The sequence below is a fragment of the Nocardiopsis sp. CNZ308 genome (assembly GCF_004217075.1).
In genome coordinates this window covers 805,286-822,014 of record NZ_SHKJ01000001.1, presented here as the reverse complement: position 1 = coordinate 822,014, position 16,729 = coordinate 805,286, and the positions used below count along the sequence as shown (strand labels likewise).

The 16,729-nt window shown below is 64.9% G+C and carries 7 protein-coding genes; 5 read left to right on the top strand and 2 right to left on the bottom strand.

Features of this window, described 5'->3' with window-relative positions; all coding sequences use genetic code 11:
• The first annotated feature begins 498 nt into the window (after window positions 1–498).
• On the top strand, window positions 499–1,977 hold the full coding sequence (locus EV372_RS03445) for a site-specific integrase (RefSeq protein ID WP_130394811.1): 1,479 nt from the start codon (window positions 499–501) through the stop codon (window positions 1,975–1,977).
• Between the two features lie 157 nt (window positions 1,978–2,134).
• Here the strand turns inward: EV372_RS03445 and EV372_RS03440 are convergent, their stop codons facing one another.
• Complete coding sequence (locus EV372_RS03440; protein ID WP_130394810.1) at window positions 2,135–5,785, bottom strand: hypothetical protein; 3,651 nt, start codon at window positions 5,783–5,785, stop codon at window positions 2,135–2,137.
• A 1,077-nt stretch (window positions 5,786–6,862) separates the two neighbouring features.
• Here EV372_RS03440 and EV372_RS03435 point away from each other — a divergent pair.
• The 3 genes from EV372_RS03435 to EV372_RS03425 all read left to right on the top strand — a co-directional run bounded on the left by EV372_RS03435 (window position 6,863) and on the right by EV372_RS03425 (window position 11,620).
• Window positions 6,863–10,009 (top strand): GDSL-type esterase/lipase family protein, encoded by a 3,147-nt coding sequence (locus EV372_RS03435; RefSeq protein WP_486484410.1) that lies wholly within the window; start codon window positions 6,863–6,865, stop codon window positions 10,007–10,009.
• A gap of 14 nt (window positions 10,010–10,023) precedes the next feature.
• The gene (locus tag EV372_RS03430; RefSeq protein ID WP_130394808.1) at window positions 10,024–10,407 is read left to right on the top strand and encodes a hypothetical protein; all 384 of its coding nucleotides are present in this window, start codon (window positions 10,024–10,026) and stop codon (window positions 10,405–10,407) included.
• 265 nt (window positions 10,408–10,672) lie between these two features.
• Window positions 10,673–11,620: a phosphotransferase enzyme family protein gene (locus EV372_RS03425; protein ID WP_486484142.1), complete on the top strand. Its 948-nt coding sequence runs from the start codon at window positions 10,673–10,675 to the stop codon at window positions 11,618–11,620.
• Here the strand turns inward: EV372_RS03425 and EV372_RS03420 are convergent.
• Window positions 11,614–12,933 carry an NsdA family TPR-like regulatory protein gene (locus EV372_RS03420; protein WP_370013079.1) on the bottom strand — a complete coding sequence of 440 codons (1,320 nt, stop codon included), beginning with the start codon at window positions 12,931–12,933 and terminating at the stop codon, window positions 11,614–11,616. The genes EV372_RS03425 and EV372_RS03420 overlap by 7 nt on opposite strands.
• Before the next feature lie 445 nt (window positions 12,934–13,378).
• Between EV372_RS03420 and EV372_RS03415 the strand changes: the two genes are divergently transcribed.
• Window positions 13,379–14,116, top strand: coding sequence for a hypothetical protein (locus EV372_RS03415; RefSeq protein ID WP_130394805.1), 738 nt, complete (start codon window positions 13,379–13,381; stop codon window positions 14,114–14,116).
• Window positions 14,117–16,729 lie beyond the last annotated feature (2,613 nt).

The window sequence follows — 16,729 nt, the reverse complement described above, 5'->3', positions numbered from 1 at the left end:
GGACGGTTCGCGGCGTGTTCCAGGACCATGGTGTGACCCCGGACTGTGGGCGGGTGGCGTGGGGCTGTCAGCGCCCCGACGTCGGCCCCACCGCGCGGCAGGGCCCCGGGCGTCCTGGGGCGGGCCGGTCGGCGCGGACGGGCCGCGTGCCGGGCTCGGTGGGCCCCGCGTCGCTGACCCCTGGAACGGCCCGGGGCAGGGCGGTGGCAGGAACAGGGCGATGCCGGGCGTATCGGATGGGCGGGCGGGGCGTGTGCCCATCGGACGACGGTTGTGCTGAATCCGCTTGACCACCTCTACGAGGTCGAGCGTGGATGCGTGGTGCCCCGCCACACGCGGGGCCGTACGCCGTATCCGTGCAGGTCAGAGGTGGTAGCGAGGTGGGTCGTGTGGGTGTGAGTACTTCGGTCATCGTGGCCGAGGTCGGCTCGCTGCCGGTGTTTGCCGGGTGCAGCGGGTGCGGTGTGCGTGGGAAGCGAGACGAAGGTGAGGCCGTGCATGGCCGCGCGTGAGGGGTCCACGTTCAAACGGTGCGGATGCCGTGACGAGAACACCGGCAGGGCGTTGGGGGCAAGGTGTCCGCAGCTCAAGCGCCGGACCGGGGGATGGAACTCGGCTCATGGAGCGTGGGCGTTTCAGTACGAGCTTCCCCCGACCAGTGAGGGCGGGCGCCGCCAGGCCCGACGGGTGGGCTTGGCCTCCCAGGAACAGGCGCGTCAAGGGCTGGAGCACGTCAAGGCGCTCATCGCCCTGGCCGAGAGGGAGCCGGTGGTGGAGGGGCAGATCGCTGACCTGGTCCAGGCGGCGTTGAAGCAACGCCGCCCACTCCCGGACTTGGAGGAGGTGCGCAAGCGGGTCGCGATGGCGGTGGACGTGCGCACCGAACCACCCACCGTCGCCGCCTGGCTGGGGGAGTGGTTGAAGGGCAAGCCCGACCTGGCCGCGGGAACCCGGGCCTCCTACGCCGGGCACATCCGCACCTACCTCGTCCCGCACCTGGGCAGGCTTCGGCTGGACAAGCTCCAGGCCCGCCACGTCGAAGCGATGTTCGCGGCCATCGAGGAGACCAACAACCACATCCTCGAATGTCGCGAGTCCGACGACGTGAAGGTGCGGGCCTCGGTCAGGGGGCGGAGGGTGATCTCGCTGTCGACCAAGCACCGCATCCGCGCCACGTTGCGGAGTGCGTTGTCCGAAGCCGTCAGGCGTCCGGATCTGCCGGTGTCGGTGAACATCGCCTCGCACGTACGCCTGCCCTCCTGCCCGAGGAAGCGTCCGCTGGTGTGGACTCCGGACCGGGTGCGTCAGTGGAAGAAGGACGGCACGGTGCCGGGGGAGGTGATGGTGTGGCCCCCGGAGCAGACGCGTACGTTCCTGGTGCACGCGAGGAAGTATCCGTGGCTGTATCCCATGTTCCACCTGGTCGCCGTCAAGGGTCTGCGCCGAGGAGAAGCGGTCGGCTTGCCCTGGTCCAACACCCGGCTGACCGACGGGCAGATCGACATTCGCGTCCAGGTCGTACAACTCGCGTGGGAGACGATCACCTCCACCCCCAAGAGCGCGGCCGGGCAGCGCACCATCACTCTGGATACGGACACCATCAAGGTGCTCCGGGCCTGGAGGCGGTTCCAGAACGAGGCCCGGCTCAAGGCCGGTACGGGTTGGGTGGACAGCGGCCTGGCTTTCACCAAGGAGAATGGCGCAGGATGGCATCCGGGGCAGGTCAGTGACTGGTTTCTGCGCATCGCCAGGGCCGCCGGGTTGCCGCCGATCACGTTGCACGGGCTGCGCCACGGGGCCGCCTCGCTGGCGCTGGCCGCGGGCACGGACGTGAAGATCGTGTCCAGTGAGCTGGGGCATGCGACCACGCATTTCACGCAGGACACCTATCAGTTGGTGTTTCCGGACGTGGCGAAGGCGGCGGCCGAGGCCACCGCCGCGCTGCTGCGTGGTCCGGCTCCGGTGAGGGCTGGGTAGCCGAACCGCCGAGCACACCAGGAGCCACACTGCGTCACCAACCCCAGGCCAGTTCACGGGTTCACCCCGACTGGCCTGGGGCTTCCTTGCGCTCGGGGCCGGTGACCGATCGGATCAAAGGTCTCCTGGTCAGGCCTTCCCAGTTTGGTCAGTCTTCTTACTCGGCGTCTCGGGAGTGACACGCCTGTTGCTGCTCCTGTGAGAGTTTGGCTCTGGCTACTTCGCGGCAGAGGTCCCACAGCCGTGCGCTTTGGTCCCAACCACCAGTGGCGAGAGTAGTGCCGTCGGGGCTGAACGCCACTGTGTTCACCCAACTTTTGTGGTGAAAGGGCTCGGTAATGGCGTCGCCGGTTCTGATATTCCACAGCCGTGCGGTGCTGTTGCTACCGCTGTCAGCGCCGTCTTGGCTGCCGGTGGCGAGAATGGCACCGTCGGGGCTGAAAGCCACTGATCCCACGCTGTCGCTGTGTCCTCCGAAAGTTTGGGTGGGGTTGCCAGTGGTAATGTCCCATATTTGTGCGGTGCTGCTTTGCTCGTCCTCGTCGTAGCTGTTGGTGGCGAGGGTGGTGCCGTCAGGGCTGAATTCCATCCATTCTACGTCGCTGTTGTGGGGGAGGGGTTTGGTGGTGAGGTTGCCGGTGGTGGTTTCCCATATTAGCACTGTGCTGCTGTATTCCTCTTCGTCGTAGCTGGAGGCGGCGATGAGGTCGCCGTTGGGGCTGAATGCTACGGAATACACGGGTTCGTTGTGGTGGAGGGTTTTGGTGCGAGTGAGTTGGTCGGTGGTGGTGTCCCACAGTTGGACAATGTTGTCACTGCTGGTGGCGACGATAAGATCCCCGTTGGGGGTGAATGCCATTGTATTCACCCAGGTATTATGGTCGAGGGTTTTGGTCGGGGTGGGTGGATCGGTGGTGGTGTCCCAGATTTGGATGGTGTCCCTGATGTTTTCGCTGTTTCCGTAGCTGTAGCTGTAGGTAGTGGCAAGGGTGGTGCCGTCGGGGCTGAACGCCACTTCTGCGGCCGGTGAGTCAACGAAGGCCATTAAGGGGTGGGCACCAATGGTATATTTAATGTTTTTGTTTTCCACGTCCCACAGATGCACCTGGTTGCCGGAAGTGATAGCTACCGTCTGACCGTCAGGGCTGAACTCTGCAGCGTCCACTATTGTGCCGATCGGTAACACGTCATCACCGAAATAGACCCCCGAGGCCGTTCCCATAACAAGCACTGATACTGCGAGGGTGCCTGTGCCATACCACCGGGGGCGAACTCGGAAATACGATCGCCGACGAACACCGAACCAATGGGGAGCGGCCCATAGGGTCGGGGGCGAATGTTGTTCCGAGGGCCGTTGCCTGGCGAGATGTATGCGCAGCAGTTCATGGCGGAGCTGGTAGGCAGGACCTACCTGGCGAAGGACTCCTTTCTCGTGCGCTGTGCGCAGGAAACGCATCAGCCGCCAGGGAAGTCTTCCTCGACAAGCGAGCCAAAGTCGGGCGACCGTGTACGGCAGCCATACCGAACCAGAGCCGATAACGATCACGACCATAATCCCGAGTCCGGCTGTACCACCTAACACCCACGCTTCAAGGGGTGAAGTGACCTCGATTGGATCTTCAGCTTGGCGATTGCTGTAAACGATGAAAGCGATCGTGGTCAGAACTGTGAACATCCCGCTTGACAAAGATGCTGTGAAGAGTGCTGCACGATCACTTCGGAGCACGGAAAGGGGCGAACTCGCCTTGCGCTCCTCGACGGGAACGGACAGCCACCGGACGATGCCTATGGGTACGCCGATCATGATGGCTACGAGGGCATAAAATTCAATGTCCTGGAGGCCGTCAAGAAATAGAATAATTGCGGACCATAGTACTGAGCAGACCAATCCCAGCATCATTCCTGCTATCAGGCTGGGGAGCAGGAGGCGCATATTCGGCGTACTGCGTTTCGGGGTACCTGTGCGAGGCCCCAGTAAGTTGATGATCAGTGTCGCCTGAAAGGCAAAAAGAACAACGGGGGTGGCATAAAGCCATGTCTCGATGTTGAAATTCTTCAATTGAAAGAGTGTCATCACGATGGTTGAGGCGATTTCATCAAGGAAGCTGTGGCCAGATATCCACGCCCCGAGAATTACAAGGGCGACGGGAGTGCACAGCACACAGACGAGGACACGGAGGTCAGAAAGCGAGTTGCTGAGTACTCCGAACCATCTACGGTGCGGCCTCATCTGCTCTGATGTTTCGAGATTGCGTACGGTACGCAAACCCCCAAAGAAGCCCACAGTGGCCCCTAGCATGGCCCCGAAAGTCGCCCCTTCCAAAAAGTCGGTGATAGGAGTTGTTTCCTGATATTCTAAATAGGCGAAGATTGAAAATAGTCCGAGTAGAAGTGAGCCGAACGCCGTTGAGGCAAGGGTGATGGGGAAAAGGAGTAGCCAGTGTGGTACGGATCGGGCCAGGTGCCACCATTCGAAGTTGGGCCCGTCTTTCTCCTGTAGGTGGCGTGACAAGAACGAAAGCCAGTCTTTGGCTTTTTTGTGATCGTCATCTGTGAATACCGTGGGCAGGTACTCTTCGAGGAGATGGTTCGTTATCTGTGGTGTCGTGGTGAACTCGGTGAGCTTTTCAGGGTCCCTGGTTGATGGTCGGTAGATCGAACGGGCCAAGCTGATCATCAGTGGGGTGGATAAGGCCTGGGCGAGTGGCCCGGAGGGTTCCTTGCGCATCTGTTCGATGACCGCGCTCCAACGGTGGGTGTTCGCCACCTCCGCCTCGGTCAGGTAAGCGATGGTGTCCTCGACCTGGATGGGTTCGATGTCCACCACGGCCGCGTGGGCTAGGGCGCCACGGTCTTGGACAGCCTGTTCGTATTCTGCGCTGCGGCAGGTGAGCACCATCCGTAGACCGATTTCCGCCGCGCGATCCAGATCGGCGAGCGCTGTGCTCAACACGGGGCGGGGCATCTCGTCCAACCCGTCCAGCACCGTGACGATGTGACGGTTCAGGAGCAGAGCGGTCACCTGCTGCGGGCTGAGGCTGCCCTTCACGATGAAATCGGGGTAGTCCTGGGCTATGCGTCGGGCGCACCAGGCCTCGATCCGCTCGGCCGGATCCCATCCGGCCACCGACAACAGCACCGGTACCGGTCCTGGGTCCGTGTCCTGTTCGATGAGGGCCAAAGTGAACAAGGCCGCCAGAGTGCTCTTGCCCGCTCCCGGGGGACCGAGTACGACCAGTTGTCGTCGTGACATGTCTTGGAACGCTGTAGCCAGAGCGTGTGCCGAGCTCAGGTCACCGGCTGTTTGGACCAGTTCCCCATGCATGAGCTCGGTATCTGGCTGTTCGGTTTCCGCATAGGCCCGCTCGACGGGGACCGAGGTCGGTCGCCACCGCAACCGTAGGGGGTTCGGCCGACGCAAACCCTGGCGGGACGTCTCGTTCTTCCACTGCGCTTGGACCTGGGTGCGCAAGCGGTTCAGCGCCGGGTGAAGGGAGGCTGAACCGCGTGTTCTCTTCCGCAGGAGCCACCCGATAACGAGTAGGCCGCTGGCCAGGATCGCTCCCCCCGCGGTGACCGCGAGGGGATTTCCGAAGCCGATGCTCCACACGACTACTGCCAGGGTGAGGGTGGCGCCAAAGGTGATCAAGGCGCTGGTGACAGGCCAGAGGAGGCTGGGGCGTTGGGGGGAGTGAAGGTGGATGTCACCGTGAATGCTCCCGGCCTGTATTACCGTGCCTGAGGTGGCTCCGGTTGCCTCGTTGCGCACGGTCGGGCGAGAGGATGCCCGCTTTTCCGGATCGGGCATCTACTGTTCCTCCATGTTGGTCACGCCCTAAGGCCGGGGGTCGTCCCGAAGGCGGCCGGGAATGGAATAGGGACGGTGTTGTCACAACGACAACGGCACTGTGGGCCATGGCGGCGAAGACCGGAGCTGCGATGGTGCTGATGATCATCGCCACCTCGAAGGCAGCGCCGACCTCTACCGGTAAGCCCTTCACAGAGGCGCGGTGCGTTGCCCAGGACTACTAGGGCCATGCTCGTTACCGCTAAGACCTACTCGGTCTTGTCGGTGGAGCTGATTATGGCGCTTGATCCCCTACGCAGTAAGGGGTTTCGGTGAAAACGGCCGTATGTGGCCGGTGGGGCCGTTCGGGGCGTGGGGACCGATAGCGCGTGTGGGGGCGGCTGTGGGGCGCTGGTGGGCGGACACGGCCTGTCCGGGATCAGTCCCACAGGGTCACAGAATGGCAAAGTGCTCCGCGAGGTGGGCCTCCACCTGTACTGGACCTTGCACTGGGGAGCACACGGGGAGCATTTCAGGGCCCCAACGACGACGAGGACCTCCTTCGAGGTCCTCGCGCACCCCGTCTGACCTGGGGTTTTGTGGCGCACCCGGCAGGATTCGAACCTGCGACCATCGGATTAGAAGTGCCCTGGTTACTTACCGTGGCTTATCGCTACGTACCGTTTCGTGTCACCTCATCCGATCCGTGGTGTTGTCTGGGGTCGCGTGGTACCGCCTGGGGCCGTGTCAGTCCATAACTGCGGAGCACGAACGGAGCACGAACCGGGGACAGGTGGCATCCGGTGGCACCTCGCGAGGTCCTCTCGCGTTGCCAACAGCGCGGTATCAGCTCTCGGGGCTACCGTCACCCTTACGTGGCCGAGGTGCACGCGAGACATCCCGCACGCTACCTGGCTCAACGAGGATCATTTTCGCACGAGAGCCGTCTGAGCTGTGCTGCTTTACACGATGCCTTTTCCCGACTTACTGTGTCCGTGCCCGTATCCCCCACATCCAAGGGCGCCCATGCGACACGGCCGTGCTCGAACTAATCCCCGTCCATTTCGCGCGCAGATCGCTCCGATCACGGCTTTGTCGATGATCTTCGCGCTTCTATCGGTTCCGGTTCCGGTGCTGGCCGAGCAAGGCACTGAATCCGAGTCTCCCGGTCTGGGTGATCATGCTGAGGAATTCTTCGCGGAGAACCCACCCTCTCCCGATGCGGTCACGCCCGACTTCGGTGATGCCGACAAAGTGGTTCCAGCCTGGAAAAACGGAGACATCAGCGTTGACGAGCTGGTGAGATACGGATACCTCACCGTCTTCGACCCCGATGAGCTGCCACCGGAGTACGCGCCCGAGGAAGACGGGGAACTGGACGTCGGGTCGTACGTGCCGTTCGTGCTGAGCCATGTCGACGAGGCGTCCGAGGAGACACGGGCGTGGCTGCACACCGAGTTGGACCCTGCCGTGTCCGACGATGCCCAGGAGGACGGGCTGACCTCGCGCAGCGCCGAGAGCGACTGCGGTGAAAACGAGGAGGTCGGCGGGAACTTCTTCGCTTGCGCGACTGTGAGTGATAACTTCACGGTTTGGTACAACATCGGATGGGGCGAAGGCGTCCCGGACGAGGATTCCGATGGCAATGGTCGACCGGACGCGATCGACACCGTGGTCGACGCGCTTGAACGCGCCCACCGGACCTACCGTGGAATGGGATTCGATCACGCTGGTGATGGTCGGATCAGTGTGTTCCTGGGGCTCGCGCCGCAAGGGGAAGCCTATGTGTCGCCGATTTCGCTGGGTCCCGGGTTCAGTCCCAATCCGATCGCTTTGTCCTCGGACCCGGCGGAGCTGGGTTCCGGGCGAAACGAGGACATGTACAACTACATTCCCCGGCACGAGCTCTTCCACGTCTTCCAGTACCACTACATCAACGACGCCAGCGCAGTCCTGCCCTCCGTCAACTGGTGGATGGAGGCGACCGCGGAGTGGGCGACGCGAGAGAGCCTTCCCTCGGGAGACGGCGCCACCGACTACGCGCACGCCGTGGAGGATTTCCTCGACCACCCGGAACTGGCGATCAACGACTACGAATCATTGGGCGGTGGCCGGCAGTACGGGGCCTTCGTCGTCGCCGCCTACTTCTCAGAGGCGGTCTCCGGCAACTTCGTCCTGGACACCTGGCGGACGCTGAAGCAGGAGTCCGTCACGCCGATCGAGGCCGTTCAGCAGGTGGTCGATTTCTATGGGCGGGATATGGGCGACCTCCTGCTCGGCTTCGCGGTCGCCAACCACCGCTTGGACGTGCCTTCCGACGCCACGTTCTTCCTCGGTGCCCGGGACGGCTACGACGAGCCCCACGCCCGGACCACGTGGCAGAGCAGCCTCGCGGGTCGGCGTCCTCCCCGGGCCGAGCACAACATCAGTCCGTCCACGTCCAGGTCGGGCCTGCCCGAGGTCACCCAGGGTGGCGCCACCTACGTGGAGCTGCGGCCCAGCGGGTCCGGCGGCCGTTTGGACATCGAGTTGGACGCACTGGTGGGCGACTACCAGTACGCGCTGCTGACCTGGTCCGACGGAGTGGTCCGCCCGGACATGGAGCCCATCGACATGGCACGGGGCTCCAACCGCTCCGCACGCGTCACCGAACTCACCGCCTCCCTGCGTCCGGGAGAGGTGGCTACGCTCGTGATCGCCCGCACGGACGTCAGCACGAACCCTCACGCCGACCCGATCCAGTGGAACGCGTCCCTGCGCGCGTCGGGCGATGGCCCCAAGATCATGGTGGTCGGCGACTCCATCACCCACGGGAACGAGGGCTCCCACAGTTGGCGCTACGTCCTCGACCAGCACCTGAACGACAACGGTGTCGCCGCCGATTTCGTGGGGCCGCGTACCGGCGCCTACGACATCCACACCGACATCCGCAACCGCGCGATCCTCGACGGACTGGAGCCGCCGCCCCAGGAGTACTACCCCGGCCCCAGCACCGCGCGCTACTACGACAACGGCTTCGACCGCGACCACAACGCCATGTGGGGCTGGACCTTCGCCGACGCCAACAACACCATCGAGCGGGACGTGAACGAACACGATCCCGACTACCTCCTTATAGCGCTCGGCTTCAACGACATCACCTGGGGCTACAGCGACGCTCCCGGCACCGTCGCCTCGGCGCGGACGATGATCGATGAGGCACGCGCGGCCAACCCGGACATCAGGATCCTCATCTCCAACGTGGTGACCAGGACCCTCCTACCGGAATTCGAGTGGCTCAACCCGGAGATCCGGGAGTACGCGGGGCTGCTGGAGTCCGAGGTCGCATCCCTGTCCACCGACCGATCGCCCGTGCACCTGGTGGACATCTCCAGCGGCTACGACCCGGTGAGCCACGCCTGGGACGGTCTGCATCCCAATGCGCGCGGCGACTACTTCATCGGCTCGCATTTCGCCGACGCGCTGCATGGGGAATTCGGCGTCGGTGCGCCCTACGGGCCCGTGCCAAGCGACCCGCCGGACGTGAGCTTGGACAAGCCCGCCTGGATCAAGGTGGAGACCACCGACCAGGGCTTCCGGGTCGGGTGGGCACGGGTGTTCGGCGCTGCCGGTTACCACGTGTGGACCCGGAACGTGACGGAGAACCAGGACTGGCTCCTGCTGCCGCTGCCCGTGCCAGGTGACTACTTCTACTCGACCTGGGTTCGCGATGGCGACACCTACGAGTTCCGGGTCGCTCCGGCCAGGGGCGACGACCACGTCGGTCCGGTGAGTGACACCGCCTCGGCCGTGGCCTCCCCCCGTACCCTGCCGGGGCCGCCGAACGTCACCGCCCAGGTCGATGGCACCGAGGTGGTCGTGCGGTGGGACTCGCGCACCGGCGCGCAGGGCTACCGGATCTACTGGATCGAGGCGCTGGGCAACTACCCCGTCATGCGCAACGCCTATGTCGACAACGACGACGGTAACTCCTACCGCATCACGGGTCTGGAACCGGGTATGCGCTACGACGTGGGAGTGTCATCGGTCAACGGCTATGGTGCTGGGATTCCGAGCGGGACCTTGAACCAGGTCGTCGTCCCCGGCGTCACTGCCACCGGCGAGGAGCGCTCCGAGCTCGCGTGGGAGGCCGGGGACGAGGCGCTGACTGCTACGGAGGAGCTCTGGGAGGGGTATCCAGAGGGAACGGCGCCGATCATCGAGGGCGCCTTGCCAACGGGCCCGATCAGCGGCGCCGACGAATGACGGGAGGTCGACGGATGAGGATGAGGGGCGTCGCCCGTCTCATACTGGCGGCCCTGCTCATGCTCACCCTGGGCGGGTGTACGCGGGACACACAGGAGTTCGTGGTCAGGAACGAGCTCGATGTGCCCATCCTGACGGTCCTCGGTGAGAACTCGGATGCACAGACGGGCTTCAGGCCCGAGGAGTTCGAAGACGTGGGCATCGGCCCTGGTGAGTGGGAGAAGGTGGGGCTGGGCCTGGAGGAACCCGGTTTTCCGTGGAACGTGTGGCCGTTCACCCGGTGGGCGGAGACTCCGTGCCGCGATGACTTGTACCTCATTGTGGAGTCCCAGGACGGGCGCAGGTTCGTCCACGATCCTCCGCTGTGCATCGACGGCGACTGGACGATCTCTATCTGACCCTGGAACGACCGAGGTCGGTTTCGCCTTCTCGGCACAGTTTCAATCCGGGCCCGTCCGTGATCGGTACGGTTCTGACGCCGCCAGGCGTAGACGGTCTCGGTGCTGATGCCCAAGGCCGCGCGTCACGTCCGCGACGTTAACCCCTGGACTCGACCAGGTGGTGTGCGCTGTGTCTTTCAGAGTCGAGTTTTTGGACTCCTCGGTGTGTGTCGGGATCGCCTCCCGTCACTCACTTGGCGCACTCCTCCTCCACGATCGGCCTATGCCTTGTGGTCATGGGGCAACAGAGCCGATCCGGCATAGCCTTGGGCCTGTGGCCCACACCGAAGACTTCCTCCAGCGTGCCGCTCGCGCTGTCAGCGTTGCCGCCCGGATCCTGGGGGTTCCCGCTTCACGGACTGGCAGTCCTCCCGAGCTTGTCCGGATGGGAGAACGAGCGGTGTACCGGCTCTGTGACGGTGACGTGATCGCCCGCGTTGAGCGCTCCACGGACAGGTGGGAGGCGGCCGACCGAGAAGTACGAGCCGCTCGCTGGCTTGCCGAGCAGTCCCTCCCGGTGACCCGTCCCCTCAGCGGGAGACAACCCGTCCTGGCCGAGGGCCTCCTCGTCACCCTCTGGGAAGGGGTTCAAGGCGAATGGACCGTCCCACGGGAACTGGCCCGGCTGCTGCGCACCCTGCACCACCTCACCCCACCACCGTCGCTCGGCCTACCTGACCTGGACCCCTTCCACCGCGTGGCCGAACGCATCGACACCGCCCCCGGGCTCGACACCGCCCAGCGCGATCTGCTCCGCACACACCAGCAGGACCTCGCCGCCCGCTGGCCCACGGTCACACCCGCTCTCGGCACACACGTCATCCACGGTGACGCCAACATCGGCAACGTCCTGACCACCCCCCAGGGGGTCGTGCTCTTCGACCTGGACGGCATCTGCTGGGGCCCACCCGAATGGGATCTGGTCCTCACCGCCCTGTACCGGGACCTGGACTGGCACACCGACACCGAGTACGCCGATTTTTGCGACGTATACGGGTTCGACGTCACCTCCTGGGACGGCTACCCCCTCTACAAACAGGTCGGGGAGCTGCGGATGATCACTTGGCTTGCCCAGAAGGGCGGAGAGAGCCCCGAGATCGACGCTGAGATCGCTCGGCGGATCGCCGACCTCGCTGAGCCTCGGCGCCAGCGCACCTGGAATCCCTACTGACCCGCGGATCCCACAACCTTCGCCGCCCGGGCCTGCTGAAGGAACCGATCCGCCTCCGGCTGCCCCCGATAAGCGCGCACACTATCGACGAACGTGTCCAGGTACCCCGCGCACCTGGCCGAGGACGTCGCCTGCACCTGCGGCACGACCGCCGCACCGAAGTGGCAGGCCTCCTCGACCTCGCCCTGCCCGAGCATCGCGGACGCCAGCACGACCCGGGTGAAGACCCGGCTGCGCGCGTACTCCTGACCACGGGAGGCGGTCAGGCTGTGCTCGGCCGACCGTCGAGCTGCACGGGATTCCCCCAAATCCCGGTGGCAGTGGGCCACTTCATCGGAGTACTCCGCTTGGTCGAAGTACCCGATCCACGCCGGATCGGCATCGGGGTCGCGTTGGTTGAAAGCTTGCTCGGCGTGGCCCATCGCCCGAGAACACGCGCCCTCGTCCCTCAGAGATGCATGGGCGCGCGCCTCCATCATCAGGAACTGCGCCCGCAGAGTCGCCGTCGCCCGATTCCCGGCTCCGGTCAACGCCGCTCGCGCCAGATCCCGAGCTTCGGTATAGGAGCCCACGTAGTTGGCCTGGTGGCTCATGGCCGACAATACACTCGCCCCTAGCAGGCGATCTTCGGCATGGTTCGCCAGGTCCAAGGCCTGCACGAAGTAGCGTCGGGCCGTTCCGTTGCGCTGGGCATCGTAGGACATCCACGCCAGCGAGAGCACGAACTCCGCAGACGCCGCGAACACCGATCGCCCTGTACTGCTCGGGTATGACGTACGCAGCAAGGGGACCACCGTGCCGCTGAGGTACTGCGTGGCGGCTATCCGCGTGTGGTCGCCGCCGAAGCGGTTGTCCAGGCTTGCGAACGCAGCCGCGGCAGCACGAATACTCGCTGCGGGACCTTTCTCGCCTCGGAACCCCTCAGAACCGGACGGGGTGTGGGATACCAACCACGACAGTACGGCCGAACTGATCGCTGAATAGGGCGGTTGTGCGTCCGCTCCGGGGATTTCCTCCAGGTCCAGCCGGGTCACCCGTTCGAGAACCGAAGCGGTCTGCTGACCGGAGCCGTTCAGCCCCAAACCGAGTTCAGGCGGGAAGCGTTCCATCGTCGGCCCAGGGATGTCGTACCCGCAAGTCAGACCCTCCAGCACACGCTGGACGGTCTCCCGCTTGCGCAACTCGCGCTGTCCGCTCAGGACTCGGGAAACCATGGCCTGCGACAGGTCACCCATCCGCGCGATGGCATCCTGAGCCAGTTCTGTATGCCTCAACAGAAGGCGAATCAGCATGTTGGCGTCCTGGTCGGCCACAGCCTGCCGCACTTGAGGCATGCGCCAAAAACGCGCAGGGACGCAAGAACAGTCGTCGCTGCGGTGACGGCCGCAATTTCCGCAGAGCACGGGCGCCTTCCACTGGAGACCTCGGGGCGTCGGATGGCACAGAACACTACGCGGGCCGCATACCGACCGACCATGACTGACTTGTCATAACCACTATGCCCGCACAGTCATGGGGTTGTCAGCGTTTTCTCTCAACAGTGGCCCCATGACCCCAGCGAGAACGTCTGAGATCGGTCCGGTCGTTGCGCGAAGTGCGCATCGAGTACTTCCCAGGCCTCCACACAGCACCCAGACCCATGCTCACTGCGATTCCCTGCAACCTTCGAAGACTGAACCGAGGACAACGGAGACACGAGGGGACGATCACAGCAGGCCTGTTGTGCATGCTCCGCGTGGATCGAGTGAGTTCGGTCCGTTGCTGCCCCCTCCCCGGGCCGATGACCCGGTGGGGCACGGGTACACCGCCGTGCAGGTGGTGCGGTTGGCGGTGTGGGCGGCCCGGGAATGCCGATGGGTGGACGCCATGGACCCCGCGCACCGCGCGGAGACCGCCTGGGAGGCCATCACCGAACACCTCCAACTCGCCTCCGAACGCCCGGAGGAGACGGAGCTGATCGCCCTGGGCTGGAAGGCAATGAAGGCCCAGCACTACCAGGACCTCAAGGTCCGTGGCTTGGGCGGCAAGGACAAGACTCTGCTCTCCCGAGCGTTCGTGCGCTACTGGACCAGCGCCTCGGCCCCCGCCCACTCCCACGAGGACCACATCGTCGACCGCCTGGCCCTGGCCCAGATCTGGACCGCACTGAAACCAGCCCACCGCCAGGTCCTCACCGCCTTGGCCGAACACGAGGACCGACGCCGCGCCGAACGTTCGCTGAACATGGACCCGCCTGCCTTCACCCGCGCGCTGGGGCGGGCCCGCCGCGCGTTCCTGGCTCTGTGGCACGAGGGCGAGACCCCCTCCCAGCTGTGGGGTTACGACCGGCCCGGGGCCCGGCATCAGAACGTGATGTACCTGGTCCGGCTGCGCAAACGCCGAGCCCTGCAACGCAAAGCCCAAGCAGAGGTCCTCTCCCGCCGACATCTCCCGCCCCAGGACCTGGAAGTGAACGACGCCTTCGACCGGTCCGGGCGCACGCGTGGCCAGCAGTGACGGACGGCCAGCGAACAGGGGCAGGACGTATTTCGTGGTTGGGGTTGAAGGTGCTCGCCCATCCAAGGGAACATCGACCACCCTCAGCGAAAAGGGTACCTATTCGCTGGGCTTTGGGGTGCTTTGTGACTAATTGTGCGGTGTGGGTGAGAAGCGCAGTTCCGGGAGCGTACGGCCCTGGGGCCATTGACACTTATCCGCAGCCGCACAGGAAGAAACGGCCTCGTTCACGAGGCCGCTGACAAACATGACGAAGGGTGCCCCGAACCGGTGCTGAGAACACCGGCCCGGGGCGTGATTCCCACCTGGATACAGCAGGAGGAAACCGTGGAGAAGCATAGCGGGCGGCACCGCAGGCGCCGTCAGGGTTGGGGCGAACAGGTGCGCTGGGTTCTCGGGGTGGTGCTCGCCGCGCTGTTCTGCGGCCCCACCGGTCCGAGTACACGACTGGCGGCCGAGGTCCGCCCACCGCTGCCCTCGCGGCGTGTGCGGGGAGACCGTGAACCGGTCTCGGTGCGGGCTGCGGCCAAGGGGAGCGCGAATGTTCCTCGGCCCCGGCCCGGAGAGGAACAGCCGAGGGAGGCTCCGGTGAGGGTGCCGCCGCAGCGGACCCCGTACACGGGACCACGTGGGTGGTGCGAGGACGACGAAGGGGTGCGCGGGGTGCGCCCCTACCTCGCTCGGCACGAGGACCGCGTCGCCCGCACGTACACCAAGGGAGACGTGCAGGCGAACCGAGGAAGGGAAACGGCGGGTGGCCGAGGCCCGGCGACATCACCACCTTCCGGCTCTGGGGGCGGCAACAAGGGTGAGTTCGCTGAACTGGCCCACCTTGTGCGTCGCTGGCAGGCGATCACCACCTGAGGGATAAGAACCCACGCCGGGGCGGTGCTGACCGTGATCACGGGTCGGTGCCGCTCCGGTCTCACGTGGCGGGGGCCAGACCCTTGTGTCAGGGTGTGGGCCGTTGGAGGGCCTGTGACTCCGCCGGTGACTCCGCCTTTCCAGGGGCCTGTGACTCCGCCTGTGCCTCCGCCTGTAGGTGGGCCGCTTGATCGGCCCACCTCGCGCGCGTTATCAGTGCAGGTGGGAGCCGCTGCGGGTGGGCCGTTGGGAAGCCAGACTTATACCCAGTGGGTAGTCCTCTTCACGTAGGCGGGCGGGCCCGCCCCGACAAGCGGGGGCGGAACCGCCCGCCTACGTCTACCGTGGCCCTCGCCCACCTGTGCCTGCCCCCACCCCTCCGCTGTGTTCCTTCCCTGATCGCCTCGTCTACCCTCTCTTCCTCTAGAGCCAGACCAGGGGCGTGCAAGTCCGCTCACCTGCCACGCGCGGACTTCTCCTGGTTGAGAAGCCATGGAAAAAGGATCCTCTCCTCTCGGGTGACATTTGCGTTCTCTTTCCGTGGAGAGCTGATCTGGTGTAGTCGAGGTGGGTGGATTGCTCTCGCCTGCCGAGTTGTAAAGCGCGGGTTGCTGATTCTGCGAGAAGTGCATGCGCGCTTTTCCTCCGACTTCCTTGGAAGCGTGAAGGTGGGGTGCGAACCTCCACTGAACCCGAAGTGAACCCCTGGCCAGCGCATGGGCCACCGACTGGGCCAACGGGTGGGCCACTCTTAGCTGGCCCACCCTTAACCATGTTGCTGTGCAGCTCAGAGGGCATATGGGTGGGCCAACGGCCGTCCAGACTTATACCCCAGTGGGTAGTTCTCCTCACGTAGGCGGGGCGGGGCGCCCTCGCTCGCGGGCGAGCGCGCCCGCCCCGCCCGCCTCCACGGGCGCTCTGCTCGTGCGGCAACCCTTCTTTCTTTGCCTCTTTCTCAGTGAAAGTATTTTGTCTTCATCATGAGAGAAGTATTTAATCCCTTGCTTCTTTGCAGGCTCCAAGATCGCCCAGACCCAGGGTGCTGCATTGCAGCCCTCTCTTGCCTCTCTGCCCGTGTGTTTTTTGTTGTCCCGGTCCGCGCTTCACGCAACCTGGTCTGTTAGCGGTGAGAGGTGACGGAGGCCGAGCCGCGTGAGGTTCTGAGGTTGGGTGTCGCATCTTCAGTTGACGCGTCTTCATAGGGGTTCATCAGGGCGAAGAGGTACACGGCAACGACGGGGAAGGGTCGAGGCGCGGTGGCGAGGAGAAGCACTGTTCGGGAACGGGACGGTTCGCGGCGGGTTCGAAGCCCATGGTGTGGCTCTGGGATGTGGGCGGTTGGCGTGGGGCTGTCAGCGCCCCGACGTCGGCCCCACCGCGCGGCGGGGCCCCAGGCGTCCTGGGACGGGGCGGTCGGCGCGGACGGGCCGTGTGGCGGGCTCGGTGGGGCCCACATCGCTGGCCCCTGGACCGGCCCTAGTCAGGGTGGTGGCAGGAAGGGGGAGATATCGGGCGTATCGGACGATCTGTTGGGGTCCTGCGTCCATCGGACGGCGGTTGTGTCGAATCCGCTTGACCACCTCTACGAGGTCGAGCGTGGATGCGTGGTGCCCCGCCACACGCGGGGCCGTACGCCGTATTCGCGCAGCTCAGAGGTGAGACGTGCGGGTGTGAGCACTCCGGTCATGGTGGTCGAGGTCGGCTCGCTGTCGGTGGTTGCCGGGTGTAGCGGATGTGGTGTGCGTGGGA